This is a genomic window from Ulvibacterium sp. (assembly GCF_965228935.1).
GTDB lineage: Bacteria > Bacteroidota > Bacteroidia > Flavobacteriales > Flavobacteriaceae > Ulvibacterium.
The window spans coordinates 5,259,818-5,276,174 of the sequence record NZ_OZ245846.1 but is presented as its reverse complement, the minus strand read 5'-3'; the positions used below and the strand labels follow the sequence as shown (position 1 = coordinate 5,276,174).

Annotated in this window: 16 protein-coding genes; 14 read left to right on the top strand and 2 right to left on the bottom strand. The window is 41.8% G+C overall.

The genetic code is table 11. From position 1 onward, the window contains the following. Window positions 1-56 precede the first annotated feature (56 nt). The 9 genes from mnmD to ACO06Y_RS22245 all read left to right on the top strand — a co-directional run bounded on the left by mnmD (window position 57) and on the right by ACO06Y_RS22245 (window position 9,221). Entirely contained in the window at window positions 57-719 is a 663-nt protein-coding gene (gene mnmD / locus ACO06Y_RS22285) for a tRNA (5-methylaminomethyl-2-thiouridine)(34)-methyltransferase MnmD (protein WP_422081269.1), read from the top strand. 127 nt (window positions 720-846) lie between these two features. Continuing rightward, complete coding sequence (locus ACO06Y_RS22280; RefSeq protein ID WP_422081268.1) at window positions 847-1,809, top strand: TIGR01777 family oxidoreductase; 963 nt, start codon at window positions 847-849, stop codon at window positions 1,807-1,809. Between the two features lie 140 nt (window positions 1,810-1,949). Further along, on the top strand, window positions 1,950-2,510 hold the full coding sequence (locus ACO06Y_RS22275) for a nucleotide exchange factor GrpE (protein WP_422081267.1): 561 nt from the start codon (window positions 1,950-1,952) through the stop codon (window positions 2,508-2,510). 9 nt (window positions 2,511-2,519) lie between these two features. Further along, window positions 2,520-3,638 (top strand): molecular chaperone DnaJ, encoded by a 1,119-nt coding sequence (gene dnaJ, locus ACO06Y_RS22270; protein ID WP_422081266.1) that lies wholly within the window; start codon window positions 2,520-2,522, stop codon window positions 3,636-3,638. A 341-nt stretch (window positions 3,639-3,979) separates the two neighbouring features. Beyond that, a complete protein-coding gene (locus ACO06Y_RS22265) occupies window positions 3,980-4,915 on the top strand; it encodes an ABC transporter ATP-binding protein (RefSeq protein WP_422081265.1) in 936 nt (311 codons plus the stop codon). Further along, window positions 4,908-6,236 carry an ABC transporter permease gene (locus ACO06Y_RS22260; RefSeq protein ID WP_422081264.1) on the top strand — a complete coding sequence of 443 codons (1,329 nt, stop codon included), beginning with the start codon at window positions 4,908-4,910 and terminating at the stop codon, window positions 6,234-6,236. Before ACO06Y_RS22265 ends, ACO06Y_RS22260 begins: the two co-directional genes overlap by 8 nt. Then, on the top strand, window positions 6,236-7,174 hold the full coding sequence (locus tag ACO06Y_RS22255; RefSeq protein WP_422081263.1) for a mechanosensitive ion channel family protein: 939 nt from the start codon (window positions 6,236-6,238) through the stop codon (window positions 7,172-7,174). The genes ACO06Y_RS22260 and ACO06Y_RS22255 overlap by 1 nt, the downstream gene beginning before the upstream one ends. Further along, window positions 7,164-8,048, top strand: a complete 885-nt coding sequence (locus tag ACO06Y_RS22250) for a DUF6268 family outer membrane beta-barrel protein (protein WP_422081262.1) — start codon at window positions 7,164-7,166, stop codon at window positions 8,046-8,048. The genes ACO06Y_RS22255 and ACO06Y_RS22250 overlap by 11 nt, the downstream gene beginning before the upstream one ends. 9 nt (window positions 8,049-8,057) lie before the next feature. Continuing rightward, window positions 8,058-9,221, top strand: a complete 1,164-nt coding sequence (locus tag ACO06Y_RS22245; protein WP_422081261.1) for a sigma-54-dependent transcriptional regulator — start codon at window positions 8,058-8,060, stop codon at window positions 9,219-9,221. A gap of 69 nt (window positions 9,222-9,290) precedes the next feature. On the opposite strand, the gene ACO06Y_RS22240 is transcribed toward ACO06Y_RS22245, so the two are convergent. Further along, window positions 9,291-9,998 (bottom strand): hypothetical protein, encoded by a 708-nt coding sequence (locus ACO06Y_RS22240; protein ID WP_422081260.1) that lies wholly within the window; start codon window positions 9,996-9,998, stop codon window positions 9,291-9,293. A 197-nt stretch (window positions 9,999-10,195) separates the two neighbouring features. Here ACO06Y_RS22240 and ACO06Y_RS22235 point away from each other — a divergent pair, with 197 nt between their 5' ends. From ACO06Y_RS22235 to ACO06Y_RS22225, 3 genes are all read left to right on the top strand, one after another. Beyond that, window positions 10,196-11,080: a PPK2 family polyphosphate kinase gene (locus ACO06Y_RS22235; RefSeq protein ID WP_422081259.1), complete on the top strand. Its 885-nt coding sequence runs from the start codon at window positions 10,196-10,198 to the stop codon at window positions 11,078-11,080. Then, entirely contained in the window at window positions 11,077-12,453 is a 1,377-nt protein-coding gene (locus ACO06Y_RS22230) for a M28 family peptidase (RefSeq protein ID WP_422081258.1), read from the top strand. Before ACO06Y_RS22235 ends, ACO06Y_RS22230 begins: the two co-directional genes overlap by 4 nt. A 103-nt stretch (window positions 12,454-12,556) precedes the next feature. Further along, window positions 12,557-13,489: a peptidylprolyl isomerase gene (locus ACO06Y_RS22225; protein WP_422081257.1), complete on the top strand. Its 933-nt coding sequence runs from the start codon at window positions 12,557-12,559 to the stop codon at window positions 13,487-13,489. 649 nt (window positions 13,490-14,138) lie between these two features. On the opposite strand, the gene ACO06Y_RS22220 is transcribed toward ACO06Y_RS22225, so the two are convergent. Then, on the bottom strand, window positions 14,139-14,333 hold the full coding sequence (locus ACO06Y_RS22220; RefSeq protein WP_422081256.1) for a cold-shock protein: 195 nt from the start codon (window positions 14,331-14,333) through the stop codon (window positions 14,139-14,141). Between the two features lie 190 nt (window positions 14,334-14,523). On the opposite strand from ACO06Y_RS22220, the gene ACO06Y_RS22215 reads away from it, so the two are divergent. Together ACO06Y_RS22215 and ACO06Y_RS22210 are read left to right on the top strand one after the other, a co-directional pair. Beyond that, window positions 14,524-15,438: a helix-turn-helix domain-containing protein gene (locus ACO06Y_RS22215; RefSeq protein ID WP_422081255.1), complete on the top strand. Its 915-nt coding sequence runs from the start codon at window positions 14,524-14,526 to the stop codon at window positions 15,436-15,438. Window positions 15,439-15,548: 110 nt separating this feature from the next. Next, window positions 15,549-16,313, top strand: coding sequence for an SDR family oxidoreductase (locus ACO06Y_RS22210; RefSeq protein WP_422081254.1), 765 nt, complete (start codon window positions 15,549-15,551; stop codon window positions 16,311-16,313). The last annotated feature ends 44 nt before the right edge of the window (window positions 16,314-16,357 follow it).

Sequence of the window (16,357 nt, the reverse complement as noted above, 5' to 3'; positions counted from 1 at the left end):
GGACGTTTATTCCATCATCTGCAAGACACGGTTTTTTGACCATTGAAACTGCTTAAATGAAAAGAAAGATCGTTACCACGGCAGACGGCTCAAAGACCATTTACCTGGAGGGCTGGGACGAGTATTATCATTCTAAACATGGTGCCGTTCAGGAGGCTTACCATGTCTTTATAAAAAATGGACTTTCACTTTTTAGCAGAAGCCCTATCTCCATTTTGGAAATGGGTTATGGTACGGCCCTCAACGCCCTGATTACTTGTATGGAAGCGGAAAGAACAGGCTTGCATATCCATTATACCGGAGTGGAAGCCTATCCGATTTCCCCAAAGGAACTGGGGCAGTTAAACTATATCAAAGAATTAAAGGCAGAGGAATTCCAAAGCGTTTTTGAAAAAATGCACGAATGTCCATGGGAGGAGGATTACAGGATTTCAAACAATTTTGTGTTGCATAAAAAGCGGATGGACTTTCTAAGTATAGATGCCAAAGCTTTGTTTGATCTAGTGTATTTTGATGCCTTTGGGGCAAGGGTACAGCCGGAGCTTTGGACCGAGACCATGTTCGAAAAAATGTTCCGGGCCTTAAAAAAGGATGGATTATTGGTCACGTATGCCGCCAAAGGCGATGTACGTAGGGCTATGCAGTCCGTTGGGCTTATTGTGGAACGTTTACCCGGCCCGCCCGGAAAGCGCGAAATGCTCAGGGCCAGAAAACCTTGAGGAGCCGTAATCAAAAAGAAATGCTGGATTGCAATACCTTGCCAATTAGTAATATAGCCTTAAACAACATTGTTAAACCTTAATTAAATCTGAACTCTCTACCTTGTAAATCCATTATTTTTGTACCATGAGAATTTTGATTTCGGGAGCTACGGGATTGATTGGTCGCGAGATTGTAGACCTATGTCGCTCCCAAAACATTGCCGTAAATTACTTGACCACAAGTAAGGACAAGATTATCACCGAGGATAATTATAGGGGCTATTATTGGAACCCAAATTCCGGGGAGATAGATATGGACTGCTTTTATGGGGTCGACGCTATTATAAATTTGGCCGGATCCAGTATTTCCAAAAGATGGACGTCTAGCTATAAGAAGGAAATTATTTCCAGCAGAATCAATACGGTAAAAACGTTGTACGATGCTTTGGGGAAAATCGGTGCTAATCGTATCACTTCATTCGTTTCGGCCTCGGCTATCGGTGTTTATCCCAATTCCCTGATCGGTTATTATTCAGAAGATGAAAAAGAAGTAGATCAAAGTTTTTTAGGTGAAGTTGTTGCATCTTGGGAAAAGGAAATGGATAGATTAACATCCTTTGATTTTTCCGTTGCCAAAATTCGGATCGGTTTGGTAATGGCCCCCGAAGGCGGTGCTTTGCCAGAGATGGCCAAGCCTATTAAGAATTACGTCGGAACTGGATTTGGTTCAGGGGAGCAATGGCAATCATGGATACACATACGCGATTTGGCCCGGATTTTCCTTTTCGCCGTGGAAAATAGACTGCAGGGCATATACAACGGTGTAGGTCCAAATCCGGTGACCAACAATAAGCTTATCAAGGAAATTGCCAAGGTCTTGGATCGGCCCCTGCTCTTACCGAATATTCCAAAATTCGTTATGCAAGCAGTTCTGGGTGAAATGTCCTACATTCTATTTGCAAGCCAACGTGTTAGCTCCAAAAAAATAGAGGAAGAGGGTTTTGTTTTTGACCATAAGAATATTTGTAAAACCTTGGAACAGATTTACAACAAAGGAAACGAGAAAAGATCTCCGGACAGATTTTTTCAAAAGGAGTTTCTTTCCTGATTCCCATCAACGATTTTCCATTTTCAGTTATCCGCCTTTGGCGGATTTTTTTATAAAGTTTGATGACATTTTGACATTTTTAAAGAAATGGCAGTACTTTTGCCACCTGAAAAAAGATTGATAAAAAAGTCCAAAATCATATGAGCAAGAAAGTTAAGGCGGAGGAAATGGAAGAAGTCGTTTCCGAAGAAAATGTATCTACCGAAGAAAATGGCCAGAATCAGGAAGAAAATTCCGAGAAGGGCGTACTGACAGAAGAGGAGGAACTTCGGGAACACCTGGCCAAGGAAAAGGATAAATTTCTACGCCTATTCGCAGAGTTCGAAAATTACAAAAAGAGGACTTCAAAAGAGAGGATGGACCTGTTTAAGACAGCAGGGCAGGAAGTCATCGTATCACTTTTACCGGTCATTGATGATTTTGACAGGGCCTTGAAGGAATTGGTAAAATCCGACGATACCGAAATGTTCAAAGGTGTTGAACTGATAAGTACAAAATTACGGGAGACCCTAAAATCCAAAGGCTTGGAAGAAGTAGTTGTGAAGCAGGGCGATACATTCGATGCCGAAGTACATGATGCCATTACCCAGATTGCCGCACCCGACAAAAAATTAAAGGGAAAAATAATCGATGTAATCGAAAAGGGGTATAAGTTGGGAGATAGGATAATTCGTCATCCCAAGGTGGTGTACGGAAATTAAGATTGAAGTATGAAGGAAGATTATTATGAAATATTGGGGGTAAATAAAAGTGCCACGGCTGCCGAAATTAAAAAAGCATATCGTAAAAAGGCATTGGAATACCATCCCGATAAAAACCCCGGGGATTCCAAAGCCGAGGAAATGTTCAAAAAATCGGCGGAGGCTTATGAAGTCCTTAGCAATCCGGATAAAAAAGCGCGATATGACCGATTTGGACATGCGGCATTTGAGGGTGGAGGCGGCTTTGGCGGCGGCGGAATGAATATGGAGGATATCTTCAGTCAATTTGGGGATATTTTTGGGAGTGCCTTTGGCGGTGGCGGTTTTAGCGGTTTTGGTGGCTTTGGAGGAGGCCAACGTAGGGTAAAAGGCAGTAATTTAAGAATACGGGTAAAGCTTAACTTGGAAGAAGTTGCGCATGGCGTTGAAAAAAAGGTAAAGGTTCGAAGAAAGGTCCAAGCCGAGGGGGTGACCTACAAAACATGTGGAACTTGCAATGGCACGGGGCAAGTGACCAAGATAACCAATACCATATTGGGTCGTATGCAAACGGCTACTACATGTACTACCTGTGGTGGTAGTGGTCAAGTTCTGGATAAGCGCCCCAGCGATGCGGACTCACAGGGACTGAAGGTAACCGAAGAAACGGTATCGATTAAGATCCCGGCCGGGGTAGAGGAAGGAATGCAGTTGAAGGTTACGGGAAAAGGGAACGAAGCTCCCGGGAACGGAATTCCGGGTGATCTATTAGTGGCCATAGAGACCGAAGATCATGGTACGTTAAAACGGGAAGGGGACAATCTTCATTATGACCTGTACATTAGTATTTCCGAGGCTGTTTTGGGAACTTCAAAAGAAATTGATGCCGTAGGTGGAAAAGTAAGGATAAAACTGGAACCGGGCATTCAGTCGGGTAAGATATTACGGTTACGCGGTAAAGGGATTTCCAGCATCAATGGATATGGAAGTGGTGACCTTTTGGTTCATGTGAACGTTTGGACACCAAAGGAGCTTACCAAGGAGCAAAGGGAGTTTTTTGAACGTATGCAGGGAAATGACAATTTTGAGCCAAAACCTGAAAAATCGGATAAATCTTTTTTCGAGAAAGTTAAAGATATGTTCTCTTAGCCAAATAATATTTGGGTTTTAAATAAAAAACGTATATTTGATTTGATATTGGGAAACCAATATTAATTTTCTTTTTCATAGCAATTTTTTTCCCATCCTTAATTTCTTTAAGGGTGGGTTTTGTTTTTTTGAGAAGCTATGCCACAGAGGAGCCATTTCTGTTCCTTGAAGTGCTCCAATGGGTAGGCCTAAACTGGCCTTGGCATTGGGGTACAATGGACGTGCTACGGAGCGTTATAGGTTTCAAGGGCAAATGCAATTTGCTTCCACTTTGAACAGAAAATACTGAAAAACCGAAACACTTTTTAAAGCAATTCTATATCTTTGGCAAAATTGCTTGCATGAATAACATTTTGGTTACTAAGGAGGTTACCAAACGATTTGGAGAGCATACAGCACTGAACAAAGTATCCCTAGAAATTCCCAAAAATAGCATTTATGGACTGTTAGGTCCCAATGGAGCCGGGAAAACTACCCTAATACGAATTATAAATCAGATAACCTTTCCGGACGAGGGTACGGTGTTTTTCGATGGCGAACCATTGAATCCCCATCATATTGCACAAATAGGATATCTACCGGAAGAAAGAGGCCTTTATAAAAGTATGAAGGTCGGTGAACAGGCCCTATATTTGGCACAATTAAAGGGACTCGGTAAATCAGAGGCCAAAAAACGTTTAAAATTCTGGTTTGAGCAATTGGAAATAGAAGGATGGTGGTACAAAAAGGTGCAGGAACTTTCTAAGGGAATGGCCCAAAAAATACAGTTTATCGTAACCGTTCTCCATAGACCTAAACTTTTAATTTTTGATGAGCCTTTCAGCGGTTTCGATCCGATCAACGCCAATATTATCAAGGACGAGATATTGAAACTTAAGGAAAACGGTACCTCCATAATCTTTTCTACCCACAGAATGGAGTCCGTTGAGGAGTTATGTGAATATATTGCGCTGTTGCATAATTCCGAAAAAGTTTTGGATGGAAAACTATCGGACATTAAAAAGGAATACAGGAACAATATATTTGATGTTTGCCTGGACGTAAAGGATGGCGATTCCCTTTTGATGGAGTTGGAAGGGAAATTTAAGTTACGTTCATCAAATTACCACCGGGAAGAAGGTCAGTTGGAGTTTACGGTAGAACTGCCTTCTACCGATTCCAAGGAAATGTTGGCCCACCTATCCAATAGGGCCAATATCGTTCGCTTTGTAGAGACCATTCCCTCCGCGAACGACATTTTTATAGAAACAGTACAAAGCAAAGAGGTTAATGAATAAGCTGCCTTTGATCATAAAAAGGGAATATTTGGCCAAGGTACGGAACAAGTCCTTTGTAATAATGACTTTTTTGAGCCCGATTTTAATGGTAGGTATGGTGGTTTTAATTGCCTATCTGACCAAAATAAATGACAATGAAAAAAGAATAATCGGCGTATTGAACGAAAGTGGCTTCTTTTCCAACGAGTTTCTGACCACGGAGACTACTTCCTATGTTAATTTTCAGGATATAACCTTGCAGTCCGCAAAGGATTCCACGTTACGTATGGGCTATTACGGGTTGCTCTATATACCTAAGGCGACCAATCTTGAGCAAGTGGCCGAAAATGCCTTTTTTTATAGTAAGGAGGCCCCTAGTAGTACCATTCTGGATAGATTGGAGAATGTCTTTCAAAACCGACTTTTTCAACAAAGACTTCAAAATTTAGGGGTTTCGGCCAAGGAGTTTGCAAAAGTGGATGATCGTTTTGAAATCAAGACGGCTACATTTTCGGGCCAACTGAACCTTAAGGGCATCAATGAGGTCAAAGCTTTTATCGGTGGTGGATTTGGCTATCTCATAATGATGTTCATCATCATTTATGGAGGCTTTGTTATGCGCAGTGTAATAGAGGAAAAAACCAGTAGGATCATTGAAGTCATCATCTCCTCCGTTAAGCCTTTTCAATTGATGATGGGAAAGATAATAGGTACTTCCCTTGCGGGTGTTACACAATTTGCCATTTGGATTCTATCGGCTTCTTTGCTGCTATTCTTAGTGCTCGTATTCTTTGGAGTGGACCTTTCCGTATTAAACAATAGTGCACATTTAGCCCCGGGAATGGCACAATCCATGTCCCCAATGGACGGGGACATGCAATTGTATGCCATGGAGTTCATTAAAATACCGTGGTTTATGCTTATTACATTTTTTATCCTATACTTTATATTGGGATATTTGATTTACAGCTCCATTTATGCGGCCATAGGGGCGGCGGTAGATAATGAAACAGACACCCAGCAATTTATCTTTCCGATTATTTTACCTTTAATGCTTGCCATTTATGTAGGCTTCTTTTCGGTATTCAGTAATCCTCATGGTCCCATAGCCGTTGGCTTTTCACTGTTTCCCCTTACGTCCCCGATCGTAATGCTAATGCGCCTACCTGGGGGTATAGGCGCAGGAGGTGTGCCCGTTTGGCAGCTTGTCGCCTCCGTCGTATTGTTGGTCGGGACATTTATAGGAATCGTCTGGTTAGCGGCGAAGATCTACAGGGTTGGGATTTTAATGTACGGTAAAAAGCCCAGTTATAAGGAATTGTACAAGTGGCTAAAATATTGATGATGGTTCAGGAAGAGGCGAACAAAGTAGAGGAAATCATAAAAGAGGATATCTGGGGCAGCCTCAAGGAATTTTTGGATCTTGGGCTGCACATCGGTCAGGGCGATAAACGTATAGATATTACCATCGGAATCCTACTGTTGCTTACCGTTGCCTTTTTAGTGACCAGTTTTCTGCTCAAATGGTTACGCCAACTGTTTACCCGAAAAATGGAAACTGATGACAAGCTCAAATTCATCAGTATTTTCAAGTTTATTAAGTATCTGGTCTATGTTGCCGTAATCTTGGTGACCATGAGCGCTGCCGGTATAGATATTACCATACTTATTACGGCATCGGCGGCTTTGTTCGTTGGTTTAGGGCTTGCCCTGCAGGAGCTTTTTCAAGATGTCATAGCAGGTATCTTCATTATTTTGGACAAGTCCGTACATGTGGGCGATATTGTGGAGGTAGATGGAAAAGTGGGCAAGGTATTCGAAATAAAATTGCGGACTACCAGGGCCATCACCCGTGATGATAAGGTAATTATTATTCCCAATCATAAGTTCATAAGTGATATTATTCATAATTATACCCAAAACCATAATACAACACGCGAAAAGGTAAGTGTAGGGGTGGCCTATGGAAGCGATGTTAACTTGGTGACACGAATATTGGCCGAGGTGGCCCATTCCCAAAGAGGGGTACTCAAAGACCCGGAACCATTTGTATTATTTGAGGATTTTGGGGATTCTGCACTTTTGTTTTCCATTAATTTTTTTACGAATGACAGTTTTGGGGATCCAAAGATTAAAAGCGAAATGCGATTTAAGATAGATGCCGGGTTCAGGGAAAACAATATCACAATTCCATTTCCACAAAGGGATGTCCATATATTCCAAGATCGCCCCATTCAATACCATCAAGTGGAAAAATCCAAGGAGGGGAATGGGGATTAGGTTAAGCAAGGTTTTAGCAAGTATTTTTGGGCTGGTTTTAGTACATACTGCAGGTCTTTCACAGACCACCGATTTATTGCGGATGGAATATACACATATCCCTGAGAACGATTTCGGCATCAGTACTTCGAGATATCGGGCCCTGTTCAATCTTCCCCTTAAAATGGGCAAGGAGGACTATTTGGTCGCAGGTTCCGAATACAATACCTACCGTTTTGAATTTAACAACCCACTGCCTTTTCCTTCCAACTCGCTCGAAGAGATTCATATAATTGATGTCAACTTGGGGTACATCCTAAAATGGAATCCAAGTTGGCGATTTGTAGGTATCGCTACCCCCCGCTTGGCATCCAATTTCGTAGAAGGTATAGAGAATAATGATTTTCTCTTCAACTTTTCCGCCTTGGTCTGGAAGGAAAAACCGGATATTGACAAACCTTTTCGTCTAATCTTGGGCCTTACGTTCAATAGCGCAACGGGGCTTCCCTTCCCACTGCCCCTCATCAACTATCAAAAAAGATTTCACCCCAACTGGTCATATTCCTTGGGTATTCCCAGAATGGACTTAAAACACTATATACGGAAGAAACATATTTTACAAACGGCACTGTTTTTGGATGGCTATTTTGTAAACATTCAAAATGATATCCTGCTTCCCGGAAATGTGGTGGGAACCACGGTTTCACTTTCCGCTTTGGTGGGGGCCTTGGGCTATCAATTTAAAATATCAAAATATATTTCATTTTACAGTCTTTTGGGGTATTCTTTGATTCAGGATGGATTACTGAGGGATGGTGGTCGGAACAGGGCCTATACCTTGAATGATGAGGGAAATATTTATCTTAGGACAGGATTTAAGATATCAATTTTTTAAAACTAACGCATGTCAAAAATATTGGTAATTGAGGACGAATCGGCCATAAGGAGAGTTTTGGTAAAGATTCTTTCGGAAGAGAATGATACCTATCAAGTGGAAGAGGCGGAGGACGGCCTAAAAGGTCTGGAAACCATCAAGAATAACGATTATGATCTGGTGCTGTGCGATATAAAAATGCCCAAGATGGATGGGGTAGAGGTTTTGGAGGCGGCGCGCAAAATTAAACCTGAAATTCCATTTATTATGATATCCGGACATGGCGATTTGGACACGGCCGTCAATACCATGCGTTTAGGGGCGTTCGATTATATATCCAAACCCCCCGACTTGAACCGGCTTTTAACCACGGTACGCAACGCTTTGGATCGCAAGGAATTGGTGGTGGAAAACAAGATCCTTAAGAAAAAAGTGAGCAAGAACTATGAAATGGTGGGCGAAAGCAAGGAAATCATCGCTATAAAGGATATGATAGAAAAAGTAGCCCCCACCGATGCCAGAGTCCTGATAACAGGTTCAAACGGAACGGGAAAAGAATTGGTAGCGCATTGGATCCATGAAAAAAGCCAAAGAAGCAATGCTCCCTTTATAGAAGTTAACTGTGCAGCCATTCCGTCCGAACTTATAGAGAGCGAACTCTTTGGCCATGTCAAAGGGGCGTTTACTTCTGCGGTAAAGGATCGGGCCGGAAAGTTTGAGGCGGCCAACAAGGGCACTATCTTTTTGGACGAAATAGGTGATATGAGCCTTTCCGCGCAAGCAAAAGTGCTCCGGGCCTTACAGGAAAATAAGATTTCAAGGGTAGGGACGGACAAAGATATTAAGGTTGATGTGCGCGTGATCGCAGCCACAAATAAAAATCTAAAAAAGGAAATTGAAGAAGGAAGATTTAGGGAAGATCTATACCATCGATTGGCCGTTATCCTGGTAAAAGTTCCTTCCTTGAATGAGCGAAGGGATGACATTCCATTGCTGATCGCCCATTTTGCGGAAAAAATTGCATCGGAACAAGGTATAGTCCCCAAGATTTTCTCGGATAAGGCCGTTAAGTTATTGAAGACCTATGATTGGACAGGAAATATCCGTGAGCTTCGAAATGTCGTGGAGCGCCTTATAATTCTAGGTGGAAAAGAGGTTAGTGAGGCGGACGTTACCCTTTTTGCCAGTAAGTAATCCATCCTGTGGCTAATCGTATTGAGTTTTAAAAAGCCCTAATAGAAATGGATAAATCCTAAAAATCATTTATCTACTGCTTAGTAGTTGATTTTCACAGCTCCCTAACTGCTTCAAGGCTGCTGCGGAAATCTGCTTGGTCCTAAGATTGTAGTATTTCTTTCCCTCTGTTAAATTAGGTCTTAAGAGTTGTTGTTCACAGTGATCGTGAATTTTTTTGGCAAAGGCCTTGGCTTCCTTGCAATCCACGGAATTGATTACATTATCCAGTGACCTTTGATAGTCAACCAGGGACATATCAATTTTCTTTTTTAAAGCCTCAAGGTCGGTTTCCTTAAAAGTTATTTTCCCTTGCTTTGAAACCTTTGTGTTCATTTCCAGGACATCACTTGGATAAGGACTATCATGTGTTTCGTGTGTTAAAAGTGCCTCCAAACCTTCCTTAGTGTACTCCAGGGCCCTGTTCAATAATATCTTGGCAGCGCTCAGAGTAGTGGTACGGGTCGCTCTTTTCAAATTTTCAAACCCTTCCTCGATACTTAGTACGGCATGCTTGCAACCGCATTCTGAAAGTTGTTGCCTGGATTTAACTATAGCGTTCAAGGCCTTGTAGGCATAATATCGGGCTTGATTGATATTTTCCATTGCAATGGCCTTTTCGGTCTGGGACTTAACAAAACCAATGTTGGAACCCGCATATTCACAAGCCGCACTGGGCTTAAATGAGGATAATAGGCAGAAAAAAAGAGCGCATAGCACTACGGTACACTTTTTCATCTTGTGGTTGTTTAGGAGTAAAATTTGGGACATTTTACAAGGTAAAGTTAAGCATTACCGTCCAAGGCCGTCTATTTTTTTCGATAGACGGGATAGCATAAACCGAATTTTGGATAAAGCGGTTTTATTGCATGATAAACGGCTACTTTTTTTAACATTCACTGCATTTCAACGATAAAATATTTTATATTCCATGCATGAAGAAAGTAGATTTAGCCCGTTATAGGGTAGAAACACCCATAAAATTGAAGGATTCCCCGACCTTGGAAAACCTAAATGAATCAAAAAAGGATTTGAAAAGGATGCTGGAAGAAACCCGGGAGGAGCTTGGGGAATTTCAGGATACTTTATATGCCCATGGTAAGTATAGTGTTTTGGTATGCCTCCAAGGAATGGACGCAGCGGGAAAGGATAGTTTGATTCGTGAGGTATTCAAGGATTTTAATGCACGTGGCGTTGTCGTACACAGTTTTAAGGTGCCTACAGATCTGGAGCGCAAACACGACTATATTTGGAGACATTATATTGCCCTTCCGCCAAAGGGAAAATTTGGGGTATATAACCGAACACATTATGAAAATGTATTGGTGACCCGGGTTCATCCTGAATACTTATTGAGCGAAAACATGCCGGATATTCTTAGTGTCGAGGACGTAGACCAGAAATTTTGGGATAGGCGCTTTGAGCGGATCAATAATTTTGAACGCCATATCGCCGAAAACGGGATGATAATTTTCAAGTTTTTCCTGCATCTTTCAAAAGAAGAACAACGTCAGAGACAATTAAGACGGTTAAAGCTAAAAAGGAAAAATTGGAAATTTTCCCCGGGTGATCTGGAAGAACGTAAGCTTTGGGACCAATACCAGAAGTGTTATGAGGAGGCCATCAATAAAACTTCCAAGTCGTATGCACCTTGGTACGTTATCCCATCCGACAATAAGGATGCTGCAAGGGTAATCGCAGCGTCCATTTTGCTTCAAGAGTTAAAAAAATACAAAGATATTAAGGAACCTGAGCTTGATCCGGAAATACAGTCTAATTTAGAGGCCTACATCCAGCAATTGGAAAATGAAGGGAAATGAAAAAAATCAGTGTATTATTTTTTTTTGCAAGTGTAGTTGCACTCGCCCAGACCGAAGATGAACAACAGATAAAACGTATTTATGATGCCGCCTTGACCCAGGGGTCGGCTTACAATTGGCTTAAGCATCTTTCCAATCAAATAGGGGGAAGATTATCTGGTTCCGTGCAGGCGCAACAGGCCGTGGACTACACCAAGGCCCAGTTGGATCTTCTAGGTTTGGATCGGGTTTGGCTACAACCCGTGATGGTTCCCAAATGGGTAAGGGGCACCCCGGAATTTGCCTATATTGAAACCACTCCGGGAATAACCACCAATGTGCCTATCTGTGCTTTAGGGGGATCTGTAGCGACACCTCCGAGAGGGCTCAAGGCCAACGTATTGGAGGTTAAGGGTTTGGAAGATTTAAAGGCATATGGGGAAGAAAAGATAAAAGGCAAGATCGTATTTTTCAATCGTCCCATGGATTCCAAAGTCATTGATACCTTTGAATCCTATTCCGGTTGTGTAGACCAGCGGTATAATGGTGCGGAAGAAGCGGCCAAATATGGTGCCGTTGGCATTATAGTTCGCTCAATGACACTTCGCTTGGACGATTATCCCCATACCGGTGCCATGAGCTATGGTGAAACTCCCTTGGAAAATAGGATTCCTGCAGCGGCCATTAGCACCAATGGGGCTGAATTGTTGAGTACCACATTGAAACTAAGCCCGGATATTAAATTCTATTTCAAGCAAAGTTGCCGGCAGGAAGAAGATGTGAAATCCTATAACGTTATTGGCGAAATAAGAGGCACTACTTATCCTGATGAGATAATTTTGGTAGGCGGTCATTTGGATTCTTGGGATTTAGGGGATGGTTCGCATGATGATGGGGCCGGATGTGTACAAAGTATGGAAGTGCTACGCCTTTTGAAATTAACGGGGTATAAACCAAAACGAACTATCCGAGCAGTCTTGTTTATGAACGAGGAAAACGGACTACGGGGTGGAAACAAATACAAGGAAACGGCCCAAGAAAAAAAGGAAAACCACATTTTTGCCTTGGAAAGTGATGCGGGGGGCTTTTCGCCTAGAGGTTTTTCCTTTGAATCCTCGGATGCCAATTTAAGACAGGCACGGTTCTGGGCACCATTATTTGAACCCTATTTGGTCCATTTTTTTGAGGAAGGGTATTCAGGAGCCGATATTCGTCCGTTGAACAATGGTGAAATGGTATTGGCCGGGCTTCGTCCTGATTCCCAGCGTTATTTTGATCATCATCACGCGGAAAACGATACGTTTGAGCATGTGAACAAACGCGAATTGGAACTGGGTGCAGCTGCCATGACCAGTCTTGTCTATCTTTTTGATACGTATGGAATCGTTGATTGAGACAACAAAGTAGGGATTTGATTTTTCACTCCCTGGGCCCTGAATTCACATTCCATACCCAACAAAATTCCCTACCTTTGCCGCTTATCAAAAAAAGCGAAAAATGCAGGACGGAATCTACGCAAAATTCAATACTTCAAAGGGGGAGATAGTAGTAAAACTTACCCATGATAAAACTCCGGGAACGGTAGGTAACTTTGTGGCGCTGGCCGAGGGGAAAAAAAACAATTCCGCAAAGGCCGAAGGGGAACCCTATTACAATGGTTTAAAGTTCCATAGGGTAATACCGGACTTCATGATCCAGGGTGGTTGTCCTCAAGGGACAGGTACGGGCGACCCAGGTTATAAGTTTGATGACGAGTTTCATCCGGGACTAAAGCATTCCGGCCCAGGTGTTCTATCCATGGCCAATGCGGGCCCAGGTACCAATGGGAGCCAATTTTTCATTACACATGTACCTACCCCCTGGTTGGATAACAAGCACACGGTATTCGGTTTTGTAGAATCCGGACAGGAGACGGTAGATACCATTGCACAGGGAGATGTCATTGAAAGCTTGGAAATCCTACGCATAGGTGATGAAGCGGAGCAATGGAACGCATTGGAAGCATTTAATAGTTTTGAAAGTTCCAAAGCGAAGAGATTGGAAGAGGAGAGGAAACTTCAGGCTGCGGAACTGGAGAAAGTTGCCGCGGGATTTGACAAGACCCCTAGTGGTCTTCGGTATAGGATCATGGAGAATGGGAATGGTACCAAGGCCGAAAAAGGCCGACAGGTTTCTGTTCATTATGAGGGTTCTTTGCTAAATGGACAGGTATTTGACTCGTCCTATCAACGCAATCAACCCATAGATTTCAAGTTGGGAATAGGTCAGGTAATCCCCGGATGGGACGAGGGCATCTCACTTTTAAAGGTTGGTGATAAGGCCCGGTTTGTTATTCCCCCAGATTTGGCCTACGGTAGTGCAGGAGCAGGCGGAGTAATCCCTCCAAACGCCACACTGCTGTTTGATGTTGAATTGGTCAAAGTGGGATAGGGATAAAAATGTTCTAAAATAGTTATCATTAAAAGTCCGGCACGAGTAGTTGGTTGTGTTGATAATGAATATCAATGAGTCATTGCCCAATATTATGGCATGCAAGACACATGGTGTACTCTATTAAGAAGATAGGTTACACTATCCAGTAATAGATAATGCCTGTGCTCTAGGTAAAATCTACCTATTCGGCACGTTCAATGCTTACCACTAGAAGTAATACGTTTACCAAGATTAAGAATGAAAATAGTAAGAAGAAAGTAAACATTTTAGAATCTATTGCTTTTTAAACCGATGGATATGATCGTTCTACCCTTTAAACAACCAAGACGGAATACACCCTACCCGTATAGGTAAATACTTCTATTTATCCGGAGTTTTAGCTTTTTTTGTACTCAAAAGAAGTAAGATGATGTTAATTACAAGCAATAGAAAAAGAATCCAAAAAAAGGTCAACATAACGTGTTCTTGTTAGAAGTGGGGTGTTGTGCTTTGTTTAAATTTAGATATAAACAAATACTAAAGGTTGCGTTAAGGTTAAACAAAACTAACAAAAATGTAGTTTTAATCTTACAATTTCTTAAAAGATCCCACAAAAAAACCCTGACAAAACTGCCAGGGCTATGCTATAAAAAAGTCTATTCGTTACCTAGTCAACTATTTTCACATTAACGGCGTTCAATCCTTTTTTACCTTGTTGTAGCTCAAATTCTACAACATCACCTTCTCGAACCTCGTCGATCAAGCCAGAAATGTGTACAAAATGATCTTCGTTTGAACCATCTTCCGTTATGAAACCATATCCTTTGGAATCATTGAAGAATTTTACTGTTCCTTTACCCATAATAAAAAAAATTAGAAATTAAATTAAAACGCGAAGGTAATGTTAAAAATTTTAATTAAATGATTTTTTGGAGGTTATCTTTTTGTAAACGCATCCAATAGAATGGATTGAAACCCAAACGGGAAAGATTTGTCGGTTTTATTGGAAAGTTTCCGTAACCTGATTTTGGTATTCTTGGTATCTTTAAATTATGGAAAGGATACGGTCGTATAACAGGATTTCGGATTTGTTAAAATCGGAGGATTTGGGCAATGAAGTAAGCCAGGATTCCGATTTTACCATAAATCGTTTGGAGGAAGTACATCCCAAGCCTATAAAGTCCCCCACTTTTAGGGCCAATTACTATTCCTTTGTACTGCTACGAAAAGGAAATACCAGCTACAGTATAGACAATAGAACGTTTCCAACGAAAGAGCGAACGTTATATTTTACCAATCCAGGACATCTTAAATCCTTTCATATCAAGGAAACGAGCTATGGCTTTCTCATCACGGTTTCCGAAAATTTCTTAAAGGAACATATTCATAGGGATGTATTTGAAGAATTCTCCTTTTTGTTAACGGAAATCGTACCGCCTTGTTATCTGGATGAAGAGCGATTTGAGGAGCTCTGTGCCGTGGCGGAACAGATTATGGCCGAAAAACAAAAAGAAACCCTGCTAAATCATAAGATTGTCAGTTCATTTTTCTTGGTCTTTTTGCTTAAGCTCAAGGAATATCTATTAAAGGATAGAGGCTTTAAAATGGAATACGATAGGGACTCTGAAATTGTGAATAGATTTAAAAAGGATTTGGAAAAACATTTCCGTAAACTTTTGGGAGATTTCCGCGGGCAAAAAGAAATTCCCCAGGTACAGTACTTTTCCATGCAACAGCAATTGAACCCAAGCTACTTTAGTACCGTAATTAAAACCAAGACAGGGCGAACCGCCAATCAATGGATACAGGAAAAAATACTTTCCGAGGCAAAGGCCTTGTTGTCGCATTCCACAAATCCGGTCAAGGAAATCGCCTATGGATTAGGATTCCAGGAGGCGACCCATTTTTCCAAATTTTTTAAAAAACATGTTGGTAAATCCCCTATTTCCTACAGAAAGGACCCTTAGGAAAACCATCAAGGAAATATACCTTCTTTTCTAAAAAACGCACCTTTATCCCCGTTGCCATAAGTTTCATCTTTGTTCTAGAAATAATATAAATCCCTAAAACAAAGCATATGAAAACTTTAGAAGGAAAAATAGCCTTGGTGACAGGAAGTAGCCGAGGTTTGGGAAAGGAAATGGCCATACGGCTTGCCGAAAATGGTGCCCGAATAGTGGTGACATACCACTCGGATAAGGAAGCTGCCGATGCTACGGTAGCCTTAATTGAAAAATTAGGTAGCGAGGCATTTGCCTTACAATTAGATACCGGGAAAGTGTCTACTTTTGATGATTTTTTTAGCCGTTTAAACATGGAAGTAAAGTCCCAATGGAAGACTACAAACCTGGATATTCTGGTGAATAATGCAGGTATTATTCCACAGGCACCCATCTCTTCTATGGATGAGGCGACTTTTGACAGAGTTACCAATATTCAGTACAAAGGCGTGTTCTTCCTTACACAGAAAGCGTTAATACTCTTAAATGAAGGAGGAAGGGTTATCAACATCTCAACGGGGCTGGCAAGATTTAGCCTTCCCGGACATGCGGCCTACGCCTCGGCCAAGAGTGCCGTTGAGACATTTACCAGGTATTTGGCCAAAGAGCTGGGTCCCAGAAAGATTACAGTAAATGTAGTGGCTCCCGGAGCAATAAATACCGATGTTAACCGGGAAGCCTTTAAAAACCCACAAGTATCCGGATTTATTTCACAAATGACCGCTTTGGGCAGGGTAGGAGAGTCAGAGGACATTGGAGGGGTAGTTTCCTTTTTGGCCTCGGAGGAAGCCCGGTGGATTACCGGTCAGCGTATTGAAGTTTCAGGAGGTATGTTCCTATAGACCAAAAGCAGTTTAAAAACCGAGGGAAAGGGTATTGACGGATA

Excerpts from the sequence above, each read along its gene's own strand:
- mnmD (WP_422081269.1), top strand. The coding sequence starts at position 57 with ATGAAAAGAAAGATCGTTACCACGGCAGACGGCTCAAAGACCATTTAC.
- ACO06Y_RS22280 (WP_422081268.1), top strand. The coding sequence starts at position 847 with ATGAGAATTTTGATTTCGGGAGCTACGGGATTGATTGGTCGCGAGATT.
- ACO06Y_RS22275 (WP_422081267.1), top strand. The coding sequence starts at position 1,950 with ATGAGCAAGAAAGTTAAGGCGGAGGAAATGGAAGAAGTCGTTTCCGAA.
- dnaJ (WP_422081266.1), top strand. The coding sequence starts at position 2,520 with ATGAAGGAAGATTATTATGAAATATTGGGGGTAAATAAAAGTGCCACG.
- ACO06Y_RS22265 (WP_422081265.1), top strand. The coding sequence starts at position 3,980 with ATGAATAACATTTTGGTTACTAAGGAGGTTACCAAACGATTTGGAGAG.
- ACO06Y_RS22260 (WP_422081264.1), top strand. The coding sequence starts at position 4,908 with ATGAATAAGCTGCCTTTGATCATAAAAAGGGAATATTTGGCCAAGGTA.
- ACO06Y_RS22255 (WP_422081263.1), top strand. The coding sequence starts at position 6,236 with ATGATGGTTCAGGAAGAGGCGAACAAAGTAGAGGAAATCATAAAAGAG.
- ACO06Y_RS22250 (WP_422081262.1), top strand. The coding sequence starts at position 7,164 with ATGGGGATTAGGTTAAGCAAGGTTTTAGCAAGTATTTTTGGGCTGGTT.
- ACO06Y_RS22245 (WP_422081261.1), top strand. The coding sequence starts at position 8,058 with ATGTCAAAAATATTGGTAATTGAGGACGAATCGGCCATAAGGAGAGTT.
- ACO06Y_RS22240 (WP_422081260.1), bottom strand. The coding sequence starts at position 9,998 with ATGAAAAAGTGTACCGTAGTGCTATGCGCTCTTTTTTTCTGCCTATTA.
- ACO06Y_RS22235 (WP_422081259.1), top strand. The coding sequence starts at position 10,196 with ATGAAGAAAGTAGATTTAGCCCGTTATAGGGTAGAAACACCCATAAAA.
- ACO06Y_RS22230 (WP_422081258.1), top strand. The coding sequence starts at position 11,077 with ATGAAAAAAATCAGTGTATTATTTTTTTTTGCAAGTGTAGTTGCACTC.
- ACO06Y_RS22225 (WP_422081257.1), top strand. The coding sequence starts at position 12,557 with ATGCAGGACGGAATCTACGCAAAATTCAATACTTCAAAGGGGGAGATA.
- ACO06Y_RS22220 (WP_422081256.1), bottom strand. The coding sequence starts at position 14,333 with ATGGGTAAAGGAACAGTAAAATTCTTCAATGATTCCAAAGGATATGGT.
- ACO06Y_RS22215 (WP_422081255.1), top strand. The coding sequence starts at position 14,524 with ATGGAAAGGATACGGTCGTATAACAGGATTTCGGATTTGTTAAAATCG.
- ACO06Y_RS22210 (WP_422081254.1), top strand. The coding sequence starts at position 15,549 with ATGAAAACTTTAGAAGGAAAAATAGCCTTGGTGACAGGAAGTAGCCGA.